The organism is Mesorhizobium sp. Root552 (assembly GCF_001427285.1).
GTDB lineage: Bacteria > Pseudomonadota > Alphaproteobacteria > Rhizobiales > Rhizobiaceae > Mesorhizobium.
The window spans coordinates 18,455-39,826 of record NZ_LMFV01000018.1; the positions used below are offsets into that span (position 1 = coordinate 18,455).

The following is a 21,372-nucleotide window of genomic DNA, read 5'->3' on the forward strand; positions in this document are numbered from 1 at the left end:
CGATGCTTATTGGAGATCGCGAAATCGGGCGGACTGCTCTACCCTTCATCATCGCGGAGATGTCGGGCAATCACAATCAATCGCTTGGAAGGGCGTTGGAGATCGTTGATGCGGCCGCGGCCGCCGGCGCGCATGCGCTGAAGCTTCAGACCTATACCGCCGACACGATCACCCTCAACGTTCGCGGCGGCGCTTTCGACATCGCCGACGATAAGAGCCTTTGGAAAGGGCGAAACCTACACGATCTCTATAAGGAGGCGCACACCCCTTGGGAGTGGCATGCGCCGATCATGCAGCGAGCTGGTGAGCACGGCATGCTGTGCTTCAGCACCCCCTTCGACGAGACCGCGGTTGATTTCCTCGAAGGGCTCGGCGTTCCCGCCTTCAAGATCGCCTCTTTCGAGAACATACATCTGCCGCTCATCCGCAGGGCAGCGGTGACCGGCAAGCCGCTCATTATCTCGACCGGCATGGCAACCCTTGCCGAGCTCGATGAGACGGTTCGCGCCGCGCGCGAGGCCGGTTGTCGCGACCTCGTGCTCCTGAAATGCACCAGTACGTATCCGGCCACGCCTGAGTCCACCAATATCGTTACAATTCCGCATATGCGCGCGCTCTTCGGCTGCGAGGTCGGCCTATCGGACCACACGATGGGCGTCGGGACGTCTGTGGCGGCGGTGGCTCTTGGCGCCACAGTCATCGAGAAGCATTTCACCCTGTGTCGCGCCGACGGCGGCGTCGACAGCACTTTCTCTCTCGAGCCCGACGAGATGAAGGCGCTGGTGGTAGAGACGGAAAGAGCATGGCAGTCCCTCGGTCAGGTTTCCTACGGCCCTACTAAGGCCGAGGAGAAGTCACTGCTCTTCCGCCGTTCGATCTATGTGGCGCAGGACGTGGGTGCCGGAGATATGTTTACCCCGGAGAACCTGAAGATCGTTCGGCCTGGGCAAGGGCTTGCGCCCAAACATTACGAAACATTGCTGGGGCGGCGCGCTGCCCGAGATCTGAAAGCGGGCACGCCGACGAGCTGGGATGTTGCGATGTCGTGAGTTGCGGGATGAAAGCCATCATGAAAGATATTCGGTGATGAATAGAGTGGCTTCTCTTCAGGACATCCATTCCTATTGGAAGAAGCCTAACGAAGACAATGCTCCGGAAACTTACACGAAGGGGGCGGTCGCCCGCAGCCTTTTCCTACTCGATTGCATCAAAAAGTACGCGACGCCGCGATCGCGTATCCTCGAACTCGGATGCAACGCTGGCCGCAATATGGCATTTCTACACAACGCGGGTTTTACCCGACTAACTGCCATCGAGATAAACGCCAATGCGATTGATCATATGAGGCACACTTTTCCGGAATTGAAACGGGCAAAGATCATCATTTCCTCCATCGAGGATTCCATAAGACAGTTGCCAGGCAACTCCTTCAACATCATATACACGATGGCAGTCCTCGAGCACGTCCACCCAGATAGCAATTGGATTTTCGCGGAGATGGCTCGGGTAAGCCCGAAGATAATTACTGTCGAAGACGAGGTGACTGAAAGCCCTCGTCATTTCAAACGCGACTATCGAACTATCTTCCAGGATCTCGGTTACAAGCAGATCGAACTCATCGAGGCTGTTCCGGGAATGACGAGAGGATTTCGCTACAGATGCTTTGCCAGAAAATCAAGGTAGCGCACAGAGCGGTAGTGGGTCAGTTTGAAATTTGACCCCGTTTTTTGTAAGGGCCACGAACGACGGGCTTTTCGGCTGTCCAGCGTCGGCGCTGATGGGACCAAATTGGCTTAACTGAGAACGGGGGATTTCTGGTTCATCGTAGCCTTTCAAAGGAGCGAAGATGAGACAGAAAACCGGGACAGGGAAAGCGCCAGCGGAGCAGGTCATCAAGGACATCCGCCGCGTGACGCGCAAGCAGTATTCGGCCGAGGAGAAGATCCGCATCGTGCTGGAGGGCCTGCGTGGCGAGGAATCGATCGCCGCGCTGTGCCGCCGCGAAGGGATCGCCGAGAGCCTGTATTACACCTGGTCGAAGGAGTTCCTCGAAGCCGGCAAGAAGCGGCTGGCTGGGGACACGGCGCGTGCCGCCACCAGCGATGAGGTGAAGATGCTGCGCAAGGAGGCCCGAGATCTCAAGGAGATCGTCACCGAGTAGGCGCAGGAGTTGCGGATTCTCAAAAAAGCATGATCGCGGATGGGGGCGACGACGAATGAGGTATCCCGCATCCGAGAAGCTGGAGATCATCCGGCTCGTCGAGCAGTCGCACCTGTCGGCGCGTCGCACGCTGCAGAAGCTCGGCATTCCGCGCTCGACCTTCAATCGCTGGTACGACCGCTTCCATGCCGGCGGCGTCGACGCGCTGGAAGATCGCAGCCCCCGGCCAAGCCGGGTCTGGAACCGCATTCCCGAGGAAACGCGCGATCAGATCATCGAGCTGGCATTGAACAAGCCAGAGCTGTCACCTCGGGAACTGGCGGTCACCTTCACCGACGCAAAGGGCTACTTCGTCTCGGAATCCTCGGTCTATCGCCTGCTCAAGGCCCATGACCTGATCACCAGCCCGGCCTTCATCGTCATCAAGGCCGCCGATGAGTTCCATGACAAGACGACGGCGCCGAACCAGCTTTGGCAGACCGATTTTACCTATCTCAAGGTCATCGGCTGGGGGTGGTTCTATCTGTCGACCGTGCTCGACGACTTCTCCCGCTACATTATCGCCTGGAAGCTGTGCCCCACGATGAAGGCTGGGGACGTCACCGACACGCTGACCTTGGCGCTGCAGGCTTCCGGCTGCGACAGCGCCAGGGTCATGCAGCGGCCGCGGCTCCTGTCTGACAACGGCCCGTGTTACGTCTCCTCCGATCTCGCCGAATGGCTATCTGACAACGGCATGGAGCACACCCGCGGAGCACCTTGCCATCCCCAGACCCAGGGAAAGATCGAGCGCTGGCACCAGACGCTGAAAAACCGCATCCTGCTCGAAAACTACTTCCTGCCGGGGGACCTCGAACGCCAGATCGCGGCCTTCGTCGATCATTACAACCACCGCCGCTACCACGAAAGCCTCGGCAATCTAACTCCCGCCGACGTCTACTTCGGGCGAGGCGACATCATCACGCTGGAAAGGGAAAGGATCAAACGCGAAACCATCAGACAACGCCGCTTGCTTCATCGGCGAGTGGCCGCCTAAAATGACAACCCTGATGGACCAGAGCCTCCGTTAGCTCACCGCGCCACTGGTCCCAAAAAACCTGACGACGGACAGTGTCCGAAAAACCGGCAGCAGGCCATAGTCCGATGCTCCTGGTGGTCCAGCCCGAGGGGTTCACTCCAAAACCGGCTCAGTTCCGCGTGGAAACCAACACTTAGCGCATTGAACGCATACCGACTGCGATCCAATCGTCGAGAACGCTTCCAATGTCGAGTGCAATAGCGCCCTTGGCGCGGGCGTGCCCGACAAATATCTTGCCTATGATGCCTCCGGCCACCAGAACAAGATCACCCGCTGTGACCATCGAATCTAGCCGCTCGAGCAGTGCATGATAGATGAATGGTAGGGGCTCGGTCCCCTTGTTGTATTTGCCATTCAGAGATGTTCTCGCGTGCGTTGGAAGAGGTATCATTTCCATCCGGGGGAGACTACGAATGCTCCTTGGTAATTTGTCTGCCTTCACACTCCCGACGATTGTCACCTTGTTAACTAGATTAGCGAGCGACGCGATCACCCCAACGTCGCTGAACATGGAAACATTCACCGTGGCCCCGGCAATCAAGGCCTCTGGAGCTATGGCCTGCTCCACGCCTTGTAGTACTTGAAGCAACCCTCGACCCTGCACGGCCTGCGTCAGTGATCTGCTACGTTCGCTGTGATCGCGGATGAAGCGGTAGATGGATGGAATTCCAACCACATCGGCAGAAGCGAGCGCCTGTCGGCCTTGGTCGATAATCTTGGCCCTCAACTCCGCGTCAAGTTCCGTTCCCCACCAGTGCCGTTCCCGATTCGCGCTATCTGCTTCACTGAAGAAATCGCCTTTAGGAAAAAGATAACCTTCACCGTCGCCAAGGCGGATCATCGAAAACGGCTTACCTTGAATGATCGCGCTGCGGATAAGGGTAAGGAACGCCTCCGCCTCCGAAGTGTCTGTCCGTGCGTTCATGAAACGCATCCTTGAGCGTAGCGCATTATACACCGGCTGGATGTGGGAGGTAAACTCTCGAGATATTCCATACGGCGCGCTTTCGACGAATTGCCGCTCAGCATGGACGTGGTTCCACCCCTCAAGCGGCTGGCCCTCTAGGGCATCCATGTTCCTGAGTTTGAGTACCTCGAATGGTGTAGCTCGCTCCTCGAACTCACGTAGAGTTTGCTCGGCCTCCTTCTCCCTTCCCGGCGTGCTGCGTAACTTGCGTAGTAGCTGAATCTGCCGGTTGATCGATAACCGATCCTTCCGGGCGGCCGTCGCGTTGTGCCAAAAACTATCAAGTTGTGCGCATGTGCCGGACCGTAGCAACGCGGTCAGAAGCTGCTGCTCGAGTAAGGCTCGCGCCTTAATATTATCCTGGTAGGCATAGGTGAATCGGGCAATCTCATCCAGATTGTTATGGCTGATCTCAAAATTTCCCCATTCAATTTTTTTGAGATAGGCCCATGTTCCTGCGACAGATTCCGACGGCCAGTCCTTGAGGCTGTCGAATATAACATTGAGCGTCGGAGACCGGTTCTGAAACATCGCGTCCATAATGGTTATCATTGCGACGGACGAGATCCACTGTGCGCGCTCGTTGTGCCGCAGCCATTCGACCGGATCTCCGACGTTATGCAATGTGTATTCAATGAGTTCGGAGAGCTCCGGTCCCGGAAGATTGTCGCCTCTGGCACCTTGCTTACCTGCTCTCTTTTTGGCGCCCTGCCAAGCGGGTGCCTTGATCTCCATTGCCGTGTGTAAAGACAGATATCTTGCAGCCCTGTATGCCTGCACGGACAGGAAATTGGCTGTCCGATTGGCATTGTTCAGTATCAGATTTGCAGCCCGCGCTGATGTTTTTGGGTTGGCGTTGATCAATTTAATGAGGCCTCTCTTAACACGACCTCTGACCTGTGCACGCAGGCGCTCGGCCTTTGTTCCGCTTCTGACCAGGGGCACAGCCGATGACGGCACCTCACGCGCCAGCCGAGCGATCTCTTCTACGAACTCCACTTGCTCTTTCATGTACGTGGGGTCGGCAGAAGAGTCCCACTCGGCATAAGCCTTCAGCCAGTTCTCGCTGAGATGATAGGGATCCCAGAACACCTCGGAGAGGTCCTGGAGGGCAACCTTTTTGGTCAGGCCCGTCTTAACAAAGCCGTAGTAGTCGGCATCGACTGGGTCGAATTCGAAATTCTGGTAGACCGGAATACCGCGATGGAGAAGTTCGATCACCACGGAAGAATTGCCGACCAAGGCGATGTGATCCTCCGTTGGGATATCCGTCACCACCGCGACGTTGGATGATTCGAGCGAATTGTCGAGGAGCCTGACCGCGCCAGGATGCTGCTTTAAGAGGATTTTGCCTATAGCTGGGTTTTTTTCCAGTGCCGCAATCAGAGTGCGCAGCTCGTTTATGAGGATTCGTGAAGTCGGATAGATAGTAACAGTTATCCCTTGTTCGCGAGTTCGCGATAAGGTGTCCCTAGCAAACGCATCGCGATGTCGCGGAATGACGTAAACCTTGCCCCTAACTGGTCCGATCATTTGGTAAGTGTGGAGCGACTGTCTATTGCGCAGCACGCTGTACTCGAAGTCGAGTTCCGGGAAATGACTCGTCACTTCCGCGTGCTGCAGATAAATCCGTGGAATGCCAAGGCCTTTCATGATCATCGATAGAGCTACACGGCCCGGCGAATGATCGTTCGCCTGCACCAAAGCGGTGGGTCTGACTACGCCTTCTCGCGAGAAGGCTAGGAAATAACTAAAGAAGGAACGGCTATACAAAATCTGCTGATGGGCGAGCCCCGCAGTGATCGTGCTTCTTTCATTATAGAAATCATGCGCATCGGATAAAATTACTTTAATGACATCTTCAAATTCATGATTTACGTTTGATATGGTAATTCTATCACAATTTGAGTAATTTTTATCTGATAATTTAATGCGTGCACTAGAGCATACTCTTTCAAAAAACTTGAACTCCCGTAGGTTATTTTTGGTTGTCCCATCACACCAGATCCCAGAGAACTCTGGGGCGATAATATTGTATGTGCGACTTTTAAGCTTTCTTTCAAACAGCGTTGTCGCCGCGGCGCGTTTCTCGGAGATATCGACATCGCTGTCGAACACCGACCATTCGCTGTGGCTTAGCTTATGTTCCAGCAAGTCGTCATAATGGGGGTTGCCGTCGATAATCCTTGAAAACCGCCTCAGCCCCTCGCGGTGAAATTGCAACATTTTGACAGCAACAAACATGAAGGCTCTCGAAAATTGAGTTGAATAAATTGCGGATATATGCTTATCGCCGCTCTGCTTGCCCCCCGCCCCAAAGGCGAGCAGCTTCTTTCATTTCCACAATCCACATCTGAAGCAAAACGCAAATAGCAGTGAGCCGGTACTTCAACGGATACTCTTTGGTTCTGAGAAGTCGCCATGCACGGCTCGCGGGCGGCAAAAACGTGACAAGCGTCCATACAAGGCGCCGCCGCCTCGATCCTGCCGTGAGTTGTCCGCCCTTGACCCGTCGCGCCTTCGTGACGACGTCCTCACGCGTCTTGCGCGCCGGATGATCGACGCGGGCATGCGACACATATACGGGCACGCAGGCGCAGGCCCCGGCGCGCCAACAAAAGTCTGCGTCGCCACCTGAGAGGCGCGCGCTATCGAACCCGCCCAACGCTTCAAATAGACTTCGGCGCGCAGCGAGATTAGCGGTGACACCATATCCGCGACGGACGTAGCGTTCCTGCGGGATACCATTCACCAGATCGTAGATTTCCCAACGGTTGGGATAAGGCGAATCGGAAACGATCTGCACTGCTCCAGCCAGCAACGCCTTACCGGATATATCTCTTTCAGCCAATTCGTGTAGCGTCTGCAGCCATTCCGGTGCGGGCCGGCAATCCGCATCGGTGAAAACCAACCACTCGCCTCTTGCGCATTGCGCCCCGCGGTTGCGCGCTACGTACGAGCCCGGTGTTTCGCAGTGCAACACCCGCAAATTGTTGCGCGCCGCTTGCGGCAGTGCGATCTCGGTCGAACCGTTATCGACGAGGATCGTCTCGAACTGCGCATGCGCAAATGTCTGCAGTTCCAAGCAGCCGAGCAGCGCGGGCATCAGGTGCCATTGCTCGTAGACCGGGATGATGACAGAGAAGAATAACGCTTGCGCGCCGCTCACAGACCCGCCATCAGGCACCGTTGCCTCAGTGCCGTTGCTCATTCTAGCTTCTCAGCGCTGTTGGCCGCCTTCCGCATGTTCATCCAGGCTTGGTACTCAAAATGGACATTTTCCACCTTACCTTGGGCCTTGATTTTGCCCTCATCGAGCCAGATAAGAGTCTCGACCCACTCCTCTAGGACACGTCGCGAGTGGCTCGCGAGGAGCAAGATCTTGGCCTTCTTGATGAGTTGGGTCTGCAGTCCACTCACCGCGAGGCTCAGGGTCGGGTCGGCTGCGTTGATCCACTCGTCCATAATCAGTATTTCGCCGCGCACTAGTCGTAGCAGGCTCATCACGAAACGCGATCTCATGCCGGCGGAATAGCTGTGAATCGGTAGCTCGAAATAGCCGCCGAGGCCTGACAGTTCTTTGACATCCTCCACATGGCGACTGATCGCGCTCTGCTGCACACCCATGTAGAGGCATTTGAGCTCGGCATTCTGACGTCCCGTGAGGCTAGCCCTCAGTCCTGAGCCGAGGGCAAATTGAGGGCTCACCCGTCCTTCGATGTCGACAGTTCCCGATTGTGCGGCGAGCGCGCCAGCACACAGCTTCAGCAGCGTCGACTTTCCGGAGCCGTTCATACCGATGAGGCCAACGCGATCCCCGTCTTTCAGCGAAAGAGTAATCCCCCGCAAAGCGGCAATTTCCAGATAACGATGACCGACGAGGATATGAGCGCCAACGGCGCCGCGTTTGAGACTCTTTGTCGAATCCCCCCTTTTTCGTAGATAGTAGCTGACGTTGGCGTCCCTAATGTCGATTTTGGCCATTGCTATTTCACGTTCCTCACAAATCCTTGCGAACGGTGATAGGCGAGACACGCCACGATGCACACTGTAATCGAGACAATGACAGCAATAAACCAAGCCAGCGGCTTGATCGGCTCTATTCCGAACACTTGACGCGGCAGCGACAGATAATAGGCGACGGGGTTGTACTGCACCAGGACCGCTCTCGTCTTACTCGTCGTCTCCGCAACGCTCCAAAAAACTGGCGAGACGAAGAACATGAAGCGCACACCCACGCTAAAAAGCGTCTTCGCGTCTGGATAGAAGATCGTTACCAGATTGACTAAATATGCTGTGCCCATTGAGGTTGCCGCAATCAACAACAGGAACGGTAAGAAAAGTGCAATCTCGGGCCCGATTTTCGACGGACTCATTAGTAAGATTAGCGCTACAAGCAGTGCTAGATTGAGGAAGTAGTGGAAAAGCCTGTCAATGAGCAGCTTACCAAACAAACCGGGCAGCGAGAGATTGTTGTGCACGGCGAATTCGAACCGACTCTGAATTACATCCGTACTGCCAGTGATTGAGGCGGCGATAAAGCCCCAAAATATGTAGCCCGTCAGGACGTAGAGGAAGAAATCTCCTAGCGGCATCACATGGGAGTGACGGAAGACAAGCGCCAACATCGCCGAGAAAATTAGTGAAGAAAGTGGTATCCAAAGGACACCAAGATAGGTCCCCCGATGCTGCGATGTAGCTTCAATATAGCTAATGTGGAAGAAGCGTACGAGATCCGACAGGTGCGGCCTGATGCTTTTCCAGATGTGCATGGTTGGTGACAAAATAAGATCAAGTGTTGTTACTAAGGTTCGCTTACAGGTTGCCTGCAGCGGTCGCAACCTCGGAATCACTCGGATGGGACGAGGAGTAGAGAGGTTGTCCGCCTAATGAGACAGTTTGGCAACAAGATCAGGGGTATTTCCACGCTGCCAATTGCTCTGTCATCTGTGCCATAGCGTCGCTCCATACGAGCATGGACGCTGCGAGCATTGTTCGTAAGCGCGTAGGCCACCCCACGTAGCGGCTGGCTCGCTGATCTGGGAGTCTCCTGGATGATTTATCCTGGGAGGCTCTCGTGAGCACACACATGTCTGATAGCAAGAACTTCGAAGTTCTCACGGCCGAGCCGGTCCGGCTTGCGCACAGTCCGGCCCGACGCGTTCGGACCTGGTCGCAGGAGGAGAAGACCAGGATCGTGACGGAGACATTTGCGCCGGGGGCGAACGTTTCGGCGATTGCGCGTTCTCACGGCCTTGATCCCTCCCAAGTCTATGCGTGGCGTTGCCAGGCGCTGGAATCGGGCATGGTCGCGCCGTTGGCGGAGGCGCGGATCAAGCCGGTCAAATTCGCTCGCTTCGACGCGGTAGCCAGCGACATGGTGGAGATTATCATTGGCGATGTGGTGGTGCGTGCCGGTGGCGATGTCGCAGCGGATCGGCTTGCCGCGGTGATCCGGGCGGTGCGGGCGGCATGATCCCTGCGGGCGTTCAGGTTTACGTGGCGGCGACGCCGGTCGACTTCCGCAAGGGTGCGAACGGCTTGATGGCGCTGGTGCGGGACGGCGGGGTCGATCCGTTCAACGGCGCGCTTTACGTGTTCCGCTCGAAAAGAGCGGACAGAATCAAGGCGGTCTGGTGGGACGGGTCCGGGGTATGCCTGTTTGCCAAGACGCTCGAGGAAACGAAGTTCTGCTGGCCACGCATCGGGCCCTCGCGTGTTCAGCTGAACCACGCTCAGCTCTTGGCGCTGGGTGACGGGCTGGACTGGAAGAAGGTCCGGCCGGCGGTGGTGAGGCGGCCGCAATCGGTAGGCTGAAGAGCCTGTGGCAAGTTGAATCAGACCCTTGAAAGTGTTGGGAGAACGGCTGCGAACATGCTGTGATGCCCGTCATGGCGATGGCTGCCGAAGAGCTTCCGGACGACGTTGATGCGCTGAAGGCGATTGTCGTGGCGCTCGCCGAAAAGGCCGCCCTTCTGGAGGAGCAGGCGGCACGAAACATGCGCTCCACGGCCGAGCGGATCGAGGCTGCCGATACGCGGGTTGAGGTAGCTGAGGCGCGCATTAAGGCTGCCGACGAACGCATTGCCACACTGACGGCGATCGTGAAGATGCTGGAGCGATCTCGCTATGACAGGCGTTCGGAGCGGCTGGGCATCCCCGGGCTGACGGATGAGCAATGTGCCTTCGTGTTTGAGGAGATCGAGAGCGGCGTTGGCGAGGCGGTTGCCGATCTGGAAGCTGTGGCCCCCGATCGTGCGAAGCGCGCGCCGCGCCCGCGCAAGGGGTTTGCCGCCCATCTTGAGCGGGTGGAGCAGATCATCGAGCCGGAGGTGCCCGAGGGCTACGAAGGTCTGGATCGGTTGCTGATCGGCGAGGATGTGTCGGAACGACTGGACGTCACGTCGGCGAGATTCCGGGTGATCGTCACCCGCCGCCCGAAATATGCCTACAGACACTGTGACGGCGTATTCCAAGCGCCTGCCCCTGCCCATATTGTCGAGAGCGGCATTCCCACCGAGCGGCTCCTGGCCCAGATTGCCGTCTCCAAATACGCCGACGGCTTGCCGCTTTACCGCCAGGAGGCGATCTATGCGCGCAACAAGGTCGAACTCAGCCGCTCGCTGATGGCGCAATGGATGGGCAAGGTCGGCTTCGAGCTCCAGCCGTGGCCAGGTTCCTGCCGCACGTGTAGCCGCCCGTCAGGACCGCTCCGTCGCCATCGTGGCGGATCTCTTCAAGCTCTGGGAAAAGGAACTGCCGCGGATCTCAGGAAAATCGAAGCTGGCCGAGGCGATCCGCTACGCCACGTCCAGGCGGGCTGTCCTCGAGCGCTTCCTGACCGACGGCCGCGTCGAGATCGACTCCAATATCGTTGAGCGGGCAATCAGGCCCCAGACAATCGTCAGAAAGAATGCGCTTTTTGCAGGCAGCGACGGCGGCGGAAACACGTTGGCGACTGTCGCGACCCTTCTGCAAACCGCCAAAATGAACAGTGTCGATCCGCTCGCCTGGCTCACCCAGACCCTCGAGCGTATCGCTGATCGCTGGCCAATCTCCCAAATCGACCAGCTCATGCCCTGGAACTACAACTCCTGAACGGCTTCAGCTACGCGCTTACCATTGTTCGGGCGCCTTTCGTGAAGCGTTCTCGCGCTTTGGGAGTGTGCTCCATCATCGAGACGCGTACCTCGTCCTACAGTCCGGAACTTGCCGCTCGTCGAGCGAGTCATGAACGCACCAATTGCTCACGGATGCCTCGAAGCCCGACGAGCTCATCTTGTCGCGGTTGGAGCTTCAACAGGGCAGATGCGACCTAAGTAACGTGACTCTCCACGCTACAACCCGATACAGACTCAAACCTATTACCTTCGGCCGACCGCACGATAACATCCAGATTGTCTGCCGATTTGTCAATTTTTGTAAACGCTAAGCGACAACGGGATTTTAACACCTTCTGATACTGGCTCGCGGAATGGAAGAGGCCTAATGGCTCCCCGCGAAAGCGGATGCACACTTTCGGAATGCGCAACTCTTTGCACAATCGAGATGCCATGGCCCCGAATGAAGGCAATGACCGCGGTCAGCCTCGATCGAAATGCGGGATGATGCGATTTGCAATGGTAGCCGATTCCTCATCGAGGAACGGGAGTACCATCCGCAGCGCGGAAACATACTCGGCGTCCGAAAGGGTTTTGATGGCACTTTCGGTTGTCCGCTCGAAACGGGAACGAGAAATCTCGTCAAGAAGGTATTGCAGTCGGAGCCGCTCGACCGACGGCATGCCGGACTGACCGAGACGCTCGACGCTGAAATGCAGTCGCCACGGGTCAACAGGGTTTTCCTCGACAACAGGGTCTGCAGCGTTGGCAAAGTCTAGCCGCTGCATAACGTCGGTTAGGTCCTCCGGCCGGCTTACGCCGGCACGAGACAGAATTGCGGCCTGTTTCTCATTGTACGTCTCAGATTCAAGATTTGCTTCCATCATCAAGTCCTATTGGTTCGGTTGGTGAATGCAACAACAGTTGTGCTCTCATCTTAGAGATCACATGCACAAGTCGCGTTTTGTGGATGTTTCACGCACTGCCCCGCAGTGCTCATCAAGTGAAGTATAGCTTAATTTGAATGATCCGTCGTGCATTTTTGCGTAACGGCTCAATTTACCTTGGTAGGATAGGTGGAGGCTATATATTCCCCTCCTGCAACATCGAGAGAAGATGAAGCGCAGCTTGCGTTGCTTGCGATGGCTGAAAGGTCTCAGGGTTTCGTCCGAACCGCTGCTCTATCAGGTCCTTCAGCCTTTCCGTCGCCCAAGCCCGCCTCTCCGGAGTGCGGGCCAGGCCACACGCCCTGCTGACGAGATATTCTCGTCGGGCGAGACTGATCGGGGCGTCAGCGACGAGGAGGCTTCGAAGCTCGATGACTGCGATTCTCGCATTTAACTTTGCTTTGGTGTGATCGGGTCGACGCAAGTACTTTTCTCCAGATTGACCGCCGACACGGCGGTCGTTGGTGAGGCTTTGGTTTCGATAGGCGGTGCGACATTGCTTCGCGAAGAAGCAGTCGACGCAGATGGCCAAGCGGCATGTGCTACAGGTGCGCATGGTCGCCTTCTTTCATTTCAGACAGGATGTTTTGGAGCGCGCGGCCAGCGAGGCGGCTCTGCGCCGCATCGATGTAGTGCTTCTCGGTCATTGCAAAGGAGGTATGGCCCAACAGGTCCTTGGCCACCCTGACGTTCTCCGGATCCGCCGCCAGGATGAAGTTCGCGGCGGCGTTGCGGAAACGATGGGGGCTGACGGGAAAACCAAGAGCACCGTGCGTCCACCGGATCGTTCGGCGCCGGATCATTTTGTCGGTCATTGCCCGCCCGACATAGGTCCAGAGCCAATCATGGTCTTCAGCGCCTGGGAAGGCGAGGCGGAAACGATCGAGATAGACATCTGTTGCCTTCGTCAGTCGCTCCGACAGCCAATACTCCTGGAACCGGCGCGTCTTCGTGAGATCTTCCGGGACCATGATCACCCACCGATTACCGATCCTGCGTAGGTGCTCATTGAGGCGTAGCTGTGAGAAGGCCCGCCGGCGCATCGGCGCCTCCACAAGCGTGGCGATCAACAGCCCGTCGCGGTACATCATCGCCGCGCTCTTCGTGACCCGACACGCGCGCTTCGCCTTGACCTCCGCCTTGTCCATAAGTCGGAGGCCAAGTGCATAGAGGTCGCTGCTCAGTACCATTGGATGCTTGATTGGCTTGGCTTGCCGGGCGATGCGACGAGCGATGTGATAAAGCCAACGCCAATCACGATCCGGATACATGGCTCTAATGGAGTAGAAGAGCCGACCGAGTTGGTGTGAAATAGTCGTGTCGCGACAATTTTCGCGGAGGTAGGCGGCATAGTCCTCAATTCGGCTCCGATTGATCCGTTCAGGTGCCGACAGCTCCAGGCAATCAGGCTCGATAAGGCTCAAATAGCCGAGCCACAGCCCATATGCTGCCTGCCGACCTTGCCGCGTAGCAGCAGACAAGTGCGAGCATGGTGCTTCGTCGAAAATATCGGTGCTGTCGAAGCACGCCTCCCAGACCTGCTGGTCTTCGTCAGGCCAAGACGCAAAGGGAAGGGCGACATTGACGTGTCTAGTCATGGTTGCCTCCCTCACGCCGCTGAGCATCCAGCCTTGCCGGACCGGTTGAGAATTTGCGCGAAGCAATTGCCTGTTCGAGCAAAGCCTGATGATGCCTACCGGCACGAACAGTATCGACGCCGGCATAGAAGGTTGCCGTCGTGGCGAGCGACTTGTGGCCCAGGAGATGCTGCACGACCACATGCGCGCCGGGGTTGTTATCGAGTATGAACTTCGCAGCCAGATGCCGGAACACGTGCGGATTCATATGGATGCCGACATACTGCTTGACGTATCGCTGAATAAGGAATCGTGTCGTGGCCAAATCCTTGAGGCTTCCGTCGACATTGCAAAAGAGATACTTCGGCCTCACCCCCATAACGGAATGGGCAATCACCTCTCGAAACTCGATCAGACGGGCCGCAAGCATTCTAGGGATTTCGTAGTCTACCCCGGCGCCGGTCTTGGTTTCTTCAGCTGACAAGGTGAGCGTCGAGGTGCCACTCTCCCGAACAATCAGATGTTCATCGAAGGCAAGCGCACATAGATTGCCAAGGCGGACCGGTAGATACATCAGGATGTTGATGGCGAGAGCCGCCTGTGCCTCGGCGAGGCGCAACCGCCGTTTTTTTGTGCTCGCCTGTACGTCGGTCCATATGCGGTCCGGCGCCGAGAGCAGACGCTCCTTGAGCGTACTCTGATCGAACTGGGTGATCAGCAACTTGTTCTTGCGAGACATCTGAAACTGGACCTTGGGCACCTTGTCCTTCAGCCTCTTCAGTTCGGCCAAGGTTTCCGGGTCGACTTTCACCCATTCGTTGGCGATTTGCAGCAGGTTCATGGCCATGCCAAGATTGTCATAGCTGGACTTTCCGCCGGTCACTTCGTATCGGTGGCGCAGGATGCTACGGAAGGCGTCGACGCTCACGAGATCGGATAGTTTGCAAATCGAATTTCGGTCTGTGCCGGCCTCGACCAGTGCGTTGGCGGCGAGATGGATGCGTCGCAACATGACGTCGAGCGACGACTGCTTCAGTGCAACAGGCCTGGCGTCATCGGCGAAGACGTCTTCGCCATGGGCCCACTTGGCGTAGCTGTTCCAATCATCCAGAAACGACTGCGGGAGCGCAGTGAGCGGGACACGGGTACGGCGCAGGCGGGATGGCGGCACCGTGACTTTCTGCAGGCTGAGGTCGGGGAAGATGTCCACGACCTCATTCCAGTACCTGGTCATCGTCCGACGCACCTGATACTGATTTGGACGTAGCGAGCTAGCGGCCATTTCGGCCATCACGCGCTCGATGATCGCATCGCCGACGGCCTCGGGTGGCTCGCCATTGCGGTTGCACCAGTTGATCAAGCGCGACAGCCCGTTGCGCTGAGCGAACGTTGTCAATGCGTTGTAGATGGCAGCCCACGCTGGATCTTTGGGGCGGCGGCTCGACACCTTGTGAACGAACCCGGGCGCCAACTCGCTGGTCGCGAGCGCCTTGAGACATAGACTTTTGACATTTGCCAGGGTCTTCGGTGCGATGTTCAAAGCGGCAGGCTGGATGACCTCAAAGACCGCGCCGAGTTCCGGCACATTGGCAGGAATATCTTTGAGGCGCCGGCCCGACCAGCTTTCCAGGCTGCGCAGGGCTGACATCATTGCCTCGCGCTTTTTGGGTGGAAGAGACTGATAGCCGCGGATGGTTGCACCCACATCCGAGAGGGTGGGGATTTGAACGGCGAACTGATTCACAATCATGCTCCTTGTTACGGTTGAGACTGCCCGCTCAGTTCCTGAGCGGGCTCTTCAAGGAGCGAATTTCGGGAACACCTTCTTCTACGAAACACACGAACTCATCGTAGAATGAGCATTCCCTCTAGGCGTCGAACGGACTTCCGTCTTGGCCAGCTTTTCGCTCCTAGCTGAAAGGTACACCCCGCAGCTGGCGCGAAAATTCATTTGAATAACTCTGCAAGTCAACCTAAACCCGAAGTTAAGGTAAAGTATGGTAATGGTTTGTTTCGGTTTACCTTACTGTGAGATGGTTAATTTTATGAAAAAAGAAATATATATTGTAGAATATCGTGATATTCCTAAAAAGTATATTATAAAGAAATTGGCATGGTTTAGATATTTACTTCTGTGTGTATTGATTGATTATCGTTGGGCGAACTCCTCCTGCAGGTGCGCGCAAAGCCGCCCATGTCGCAATTCATCGTGTAGGAAATGCAACGCATATCAGAAGGCCTAAAACAGGATTCTCAGGGTCCCTCGCTGTCGTATCCGGCTTCGGATCTTGAAGCCAAAATGCGATACCTGAGAACATGCATCCCGTCGCTTCAATCAGTAGGCCGCGAGCAAGACGTGGTAGACCCTGATTGCTCCGGGAACCCGCTACTCGTTAGGCACCGAAGGCGCCGGTTCTTACTGACTGATATCCGGTGAGGTGTGGTGCGGTGGGAGTTCGATTTGTTCGATTGCGTTGGACATCATCTGTAAAGCGATGTGGCGGTAGCCACTAGATGCCCGTCTGTCGCTGTGGCCTTGGATCGCATCAGCTATGCTGTCGGGAATACCAAGTCTAGCAGCCTCCGATTTGAACCAGTGCCGCAGCGCATGATTTGGCGCTTTTCGCGGATCGGTGAAACCATTGGCTCGGATCCACGCAGCCAAGCGGTTCGATAGCCCTTTGGACGCATGCTTTCGCTTAGGATCCCCAGAGGTTCGCTGGTAGAAAAGCGGACCGTCGCCGCGGGCTTTGACGAAATCGAGGAAACCATCCTTGATGAGCTTTGAATGGATCGGGACGAGGCGTTCGCTCTCTGCATTCTTGATGCTGCCGCCATCCGTCGCAGGTGCAATCTTCACGACGGCAATGCCGTCTCGTTCGAGGATATGACTGCCGTGCAATTGAGCCATTTCGCCGATGCGCGATCCGGTTGCCGCCGACAGCCACGGCAGCCATCTCTTCCAGGGCTCTACTGCCGCTGACGCCAGCTTCAAAAGACCGGCCACCTCATCGCTCTCATAGGCCAGCATCTTCGTACCGGGTTTCGTCTTCCGAGAGACCCGCACGCCTTCAGCCGGATCGGTATCCATCAGCTTGTTTGCTACGGCGAACCGGAACAGTGCGCGGGCGCACCCAAGATGTCCGTTTGAAATTGTCTTGGCTGCCTTCCCGGACTTTACCAATTCATCCTTCCAGTCGACGATGTCGTTCGATTGGATTGACCGGATGTCGCTGGCCTTTCGACCAAGGTGCGCCTTCAGATTTCGGACAATGCCGCGCCAAGTTGACAATGTGCTTGCGCTAGGTTTGCTCTCCTCCTCCCAGCGCTGGAACAATTCATCCAGCGACACTGCTGCAAATTTGGAAAATTCTGTCCTAGTGGACGAGGCATCGGGAGCTAGCTGCTTGCTTCCATCCCTTGTGCCTGGGGCGACTTCGGATGGTACGGGAAAAGTCTTGTCATCCTGAAGTGCCTGGAAAGCACGAAGCTCTTCAGACAGAAGCAGCCGGGCAAAGACGATCCTCTGATCTCCGTCCAAACCCGGATTCAGGCGGTCGGCGGTCGTGTTGAACTCAGCCAGGTTGCCTGCCGCGCGCATCCTACTCAGGTCGCTGATTCGCCTGCGCATACGAAACTGCAGAAGATAGGCGATCACGGCGTCGAGATCGCCCTCCGCAACGAGACGATCGAAGTGGGTGAAAGCGTCGACATCGTCATGGCCATAGTCGGCAGGCGTCGGTAAAGCGATGAGGTCGCCGCTCCAGAGGCGTGCGGGATCGCTCGTGGCCTGTTCGAAAAAAGTGGCCTGCGCAACGATTTCGCGTTCTTCTGCTTCGGCGGCGTACCGTTTCGCCATCGCAAGGAGGTCATTTCCAGCTAGGCGCGATACCGACCCCTGCTTTGTACTCTCTGTTTCCGTACGAACGCGCTCGAACTGGTCTTCCAGTTCGACTATCTTTCGAGCCAATCTCGATTTGGCAATTTTCAGATCTTTTGTGCGCAATGAGGTCACAACCAACGTTCTGCCGAAGGCCGGCGCCACGTCAACTGGCACCCAGACGCGGCAATAATACGTGCCGGCCCGCAACATCATCCGCTCAGGCAATCCTGCCATGCGCTCTGCCCCATCTATAACAGTGACTGTTACAACTGGGCCAAATCGCCGAGCGATACCAAAAAGCATATCACCATCAAACGCTTAGCGAACGATGGTGCCCAGAAGAGGACTCGAACCTCCACGCCTCGCGGCACACGGACCTGAACCGTGCGCGTCTACCAATTCCGCCATCTGGGCTGGTGCGGGCTCATGTAAGCGGGCCGGTCCATGCTGTCAACGCGCTTTTTGAAAACTCCGGCTGGGTCGCCTTCTATCGTCACACTTATTCATCGCCACACCCGCTTTCGCGTCTGGCCATTGTCAAAGAACTGACCTCATCTGAGAGGTCGGGAGGACGGGCGGCCGTTCGGTCGCTCGTTTAGGTAAGTAGTGCGGCCTTGCGGCCGCCCGTCCGGTGGTCTTNNNNGCCGCACACCGTCATGCGACCAATCCGGCACCGACGCCCTTCCCTGATACCCGGTGCGCACCAGGTCTCCCGCAAGGGCGATGGCAGCGAGTATGCGGGAGGTGCCGAGGGTGGGGATAAGTGGAGTCGGGAGTTTTTTGGGAAGTGAGCGGGATCAAGGGGTTATTGAGGCGATGCCAGCGGATTTGTCCACTATTGAGCCCAATCTCGCAGGACCAACACCCCCCTCTGGCCTACCGGCCATCTCCCCCTCAAGGGGGGGGAGATTACCAAGATTGCCATGCTTTCATCCGGCCCTGAGGTCATAGAGGTGGCTGTAAGCTTGAAGCTGCCGATCTCCCCCCTTGAGGGGTAGATGGCCGGCAGGCCAGAGGGGGTGCTTGGCTATGCATCCGATCGGCAACCGGATCGAGCCTTTTCCTCCAAAGGGAGAGAAAGCGCGCTGTCGCCCAGAATACTGCGCCAATTTCCAACCGCTGCGAATGATCCCGGACATTCCTTTCTCGCTCCGCTCGAAAGCGAATTCCGGGATGACGAAGTGGAAGGGGCGCTTTGCCTTTTACGACCTTGGTTTTTCTTTCTTTGGATCGTAGTGGGCGAATGGGACGATTGTGGCGGGCAGGCGCTTCTGGTGTCCGTCGAGCTTGNGCTTTGCCTTTTACGACCTTGGTTTTTCTTTCTTTGGATCGTAGTGGGCGAATGGGACGATTGTGGCGGGCAGGCGCTTCTGGTGTCCGTCGAGCTTGCCGATCTCGACCTGGGTTCCGGGGGCGGCATGGGTGGCGTCGACGCGGGCGAGCGCGATGTTCTTCTTGAGGATGGGCGAGCGCATGGAGGAGGTGACCTCGCCGATCTGGGCGCGTCCGATATGGACGCAGTCGCCATGGCCGGCGGCGACGTTGCCGTCGATGTCGAGGCCGACCAGCTTGCGGATCGGGCTGTCCTTGCGCCGGATCAGCGCCTCGCGGCCGATGAAGTCGTCGGTCTTGGTCTTGAGCGGCACGGTGAAGCCGATGCCGGCCTCGAACGGGTCGGTCTGGTCGGAGAACTCGTAGCCGGCGAATATCAGCCCGGCCTCGATGCGCAGCATGTCGAGCGCAAGCAGGCCCATAGGCTTGAGCCCCAGCGGCTGGCCGGCTTCCCAGACGGCGTCGAACACGGTCTCGGCATCGCGCGGGTGGCACCATACCTCATAGCCGAGCTCGCCGGTGTAGCCGGTGCGCGAGACCACGACCGGCGTGCCATTGGCGCCGCCGATGCGGCCGATGGTGAAGCGGAACCATTCGACCTCCTCCAGCGCCGGCTGGTGCGGCGGCGTCCAGATGACGTCCTTGAGGATGGCGCGGCTGTTGGGGCCCTGGACGGCGATGTTGTGCATCTGGTCGGTGGAGGAGCGCACGAGGACCTTCAAGCCGAGCTTCTGCGCCGTCTCGCGCAGCCACTCGCCCGAATAGTCGTCGCCGCCGATCCAGCGGAAGTTGTCCTGGCCGAGCCGCAAAAGCGTGCCGTCGTCGATCATGCCGCCATGCTCGTAGCACATGGCGCTGTAGACGACCTGGCCGACGCTGAGCTTCTTGACGTCGCGGGTCAGCGTGTACTGCAGCAGCGCTTCGGCATCGGGGCCGGTGACCTCGAACTTGCGCAAGGCCGACAGGTCCATCACCACCGCCTTCTCGCGGCAGGCCCAGTACTCCTCGATCGGCCCTTCCTTGGCGAAGGAATTGGCCAGCCAGTAGCCCTTGTACTCGACGAAGTTGCGGGTGTGCTTGGCGAAGCTCGAATGGAAACCGGTCTCTTTGGTCATCTTGGGCTCGGAATCTGGAGTGGCGCGTCTGGCTATTGCCCGCGAGAACTTGTGCTCGCCCGCATAGGTCCGCACATGGATGTCGGTCAGGTCCCAGCCATTGGCCGGCGTGGTGTCGTCGGGGCAGGCGGACGACACGCACACGATGTCGGTCAGCGCCCGCAGGAGCACGTAGTCGCCTGGCCGCGACCACGGCTCGTCGGAATACATCACGCCATGCGCGTCGATGCCGGTGTTGAAGAAGAAGTTGACCGCCATCCAGCCGGCGCGCGCATTGACGCCGCGGTCGGCCAGCGCCCGGTTGAAGTTGTCCGAGCAGTTGACGTGGCCGGGATAGCCGATGTCGTCGTAATATTTGGCATAGCAGGCGAGCGCGAAGGCGTCGTGGCGGCCGCAGGTGTCCTGCACCACCTCGACCAGCGGCTCGAAGTCCTGGTCGTAATATTTGGCGTGCAGGCCGGGCATCGGATAGGCGTGGCCCATCAGGGAGCGCGTCGCGGTGACGTCGAGCGGCAGGTCGCGGCCCTTGTCGAGCTTGCGCGCCGCAAAGCACTGGAAGTCGGTGCACTGGCGCCCGTCGACGTCGATGATCTGGATGTAGTCGCCGGCCTTGACGAAATAGGACTCCGCCGTCTTCGACTTGACCCTGAGGTCGAGCACCGGGTCGGCCAGCGGATCGGGCAGCTCGAAGCGGCGGCCCTTGCCGACCTTGGCCCGCTGCAGCGTCATCACCAAAGGCGTTGCCGTGTCGTGGCTGTCGACCGGCATCGGTCCGCCCGGCGCCGCCGCCACAAGATAGCCGTCGCGCGTCACCGCAAAGGACTGCTCGATGCCGGCCGGCGTTGACGCATCGAAGAAGCGCACGGCTTCCGCCCCGCCCAGCTGCAGGCCGCGCCGCTCGATACCGGCGCGCAGGCGCTTGAGGCTGTCGTCGCCGCTCAAGAGCAGCGCCTTCAGCCCGGCCGCGTTGGAATTGGACTTCGTGCCGAGGATGCCGGCATCGCCGCGACCCTGCCGGTCGAATGCCACCAGCTCGCACGGCTGGCCGCCTTCGAGGTTGCGCACCGTCACCCTGTCGCCGGCCTCGACCTCGACCAGGACCGCACCCGCGCCCTCGACCTGGTAGCGCTCAACCCCGGGAACCATCATCCCAGGCCGCAAAACCAGACTCGGTCGAGGAGGTCCACTCACTATCCCGGCATACGAGGTCAT

The 21,372-nt window shown here is 57.8% G+C and carries 14 protein-coding genes, 1 tRNA gene and 1 pseudogene; 6 read left to right on the forward strand and 10 right to left on the reverse strand.

Translation table 11 applies throughout. The features are described from left to right. Positions 1-2 precede the first annotated feature (2 nt). The 3 genes from pseI to ASD50_RS09970 all read left to right on the forward strand — a co-directional run bounded on the left by pseI (position 3) and on the right by ASD50_RS09970 (position 3,197). Positions 3-1,049, forward strand: coding sequence for a pseudaminic acid synthase (gene pseI, locus ASD50_RS09955; protein ID WP_056239907.1), 1,047 nt, complete (start codon positions 3-5; stop codon positions 1,047-1,049). A gap of 37 nt (positions 1,050-1,086) precedes the next feature. Beyond that, a complete protein-coding gene (locus tag ASD50_RS09960) occupies positions 1,087-1,683 on the forward strand; it encodes a class I SAM-dependent methyltransferase (protein ID WP_056239911.1) in 597 nt (198 codons plus the stop codon). Between the two features lie 163 nt (positions 1,684-1,846). Next, positions 1,847-3,197 (forward strand): IS3 family transposase gene (locus tag ASD50_RS09970; RefSeq protein WP_413813884.1). Its coding sequence is split into 2 segments (ribosomal slippage): positions 1,847-2,160 and positions 2,159-3,197, totalling 1,353 coding nucleotides; the frame shifts between segments, so codons are not numbered across the junction. A 175-nt stretch (positions 3,198-3,372) separates the two neighbouring features. Here the strand turns inward: ASD50_RS09970 and ASD50_RS09975 are convergent. Genes ASD50_RS09975 through ASD50_RS09990 form a run of 4 tightly spaced genes read right to left on the reverse strand, consistent with a single transcriptional unit; the run spans position 3,373 to position 8,978 of the window. Continuing rightward, complete coding sequence (locus ASD50_RS09975) at positions 3,373-6,450, reverse strand: hypothetical protein (RefSeq protein ID WP_056239921.1); 3,078 nt, start codon at positions 6,448-6,450, stop codon at positions 3,373-3,375. Between the two features lie 43 nt (positions 6,451-6,493). Beyond that, complete coding sequence (locus ASD50_RS09980; protein ID WP_200952392.1) at positions 6,494-7,417, reverse strand: glycosyltransferase family 2 protein; 924 nt, start codon at positions 7,415-7,417, stop codon at positions 6,494-6,496. Beyond that, the gene (locus ASD50_RS09985; RefSeq protein WP_056239924.1) at positions 7,414-8,190 is read right to left on the reverse strand and encodes an ABC transporter ATP-binding protein; all 777 of its coding nucleotides are present in this window, start codon (positions 8,188-8,190) and stop codon (positions 7,414-7,416) included. The genes ASD50_RS09980 and ASD50_RS09985 overlap by 4 nt, the downstream gene beginning before the upstream one ends. A 2-nt stretch (positions 8,191-8,192) precedes the next feature. After that, entirely contained in the window at positions 8,193-8,978 is a 786-nt protein-coding gene (locus tag ASD50_RS09990; protein ID WP_056239926.1) for an ABC transporter permease, read from the reverse strand. A 317-nt stretch (positions 8,979-9,295) separates the two neighbouring features. Between ASD50_RS09990 and ASD50_RS24070 the strand changes: the two genes are divergently transcribed. The 3 genes and pseudogenes from ASD50_RS24070 (at position 9,296) to ASD50_RS10005 (ending at position 11,304) form a co-directional block, all read left to right on the forward strand. Continuing rightward, on the forward strand, positions 9,296-9,682 hold the full coding sequence (locus tag ASD50_RS24070) for a transposase (RefSeq protein WP_056239930.1): 387 nt from the start codon (positions 9,296-9,298) through the stop codon (positions 9,680-9,682). Further along, positions 9,679-10,023 carry an IS66 family insertion sequence element accessory protein TnpB gene (gene tnpB / locus ASD50_RS10000; RefSeq protein WP_056239933.1) on the forward strand — a complete coding sequence of 115 codons (345 nt, stop codon included), beginning with the start codon at positions 9,679-9,681 and terminating at the stop codon, positions 10,021-10,023. Before ASD50_RS24070 ends, tnpB begins: the two co-directional genes overlap by 4 nt. Positions 10,024-10,097: 74 nt before the next feature. Next, positions 10,098-11,304: pseudogene (locus ASD50_RS10005) on the forward strand (IS66 family transposase). A gap of 484 nt (positions 11,305-11,788) precedes the next feature. On the opposite strand, the gene ASD50_RS10010 reads toward ASD50_RS10005, so the two are convergent. From ASD50_RS10010 to ASD50_RS10040, 6 genes are all read right to left on the reverse strand, one after another. After that, on the reverse strand, positions 11,789-12,196 hold the full coding sequence (locus tag ASD50_RS10010) for a hypothetical protein (protein ID WP_156465007.1): 408 nt from the start codon (positions 12,194-12,196) through the stop codon (positions 11,789-11,791). 599 nt (positions 12,197-12,795) lie between these two features. Next, positions 12,796-13,851: a site-specific integrase gene (locus ASD50_RS10020; RefSeq protein ID WP_162251999.1), complete on the reverse strand. Its 1,056-nt coding sequence runs from the start codon at positions 13,849-13,851 to the stop codon at positions 12,796-12,798. Further along, positions 13,844-15,574, reverse strand: a complete 1,731-nt coding sequence (locus ASD50_RS10025; protein ID WP_162252000.1) for a site-specific integrase — start codon at positions 15,572-15,574, stop codon at positions 13,844-13,846. Before ASD50_RS10025 ends, ASD50_RS10020 begins: the two co-directional genes overlap by 8 nt. A 672-nt stretch (positions 15,575-16,246) precedes the next feature. Continuing rightward, positions 16,247-17,947, reverse strand: coding sequence for a DUF6538 domain-containing protein (locus ASD50_RS10030; protein WP_162252001.1), 1,701 nt, complete (start codon positions 17,945-17,947; stop codon positions 16,247-16,249). 95 nt (positions 17,948-18,042) lie between these two features. Continuing rightward, positions 18,043-18,127, reverse strand: a tRNA-Leu gene (locus ASD50_RS10035). Between the two features lie 887 nt (positions 18,128-19,014). Beyond that, the gene (locus ASD50_RS10040; protein ID WP_056239956.1) at positions 19,015-21,372 is read right to left on the reverse strand and encodes a DUF1989 domain-containing protein; all 2,358 of its coding nucleotides are present in this window, start codon (positions 21,370-21,372) and stop codon (positions 19,015-19,017) included.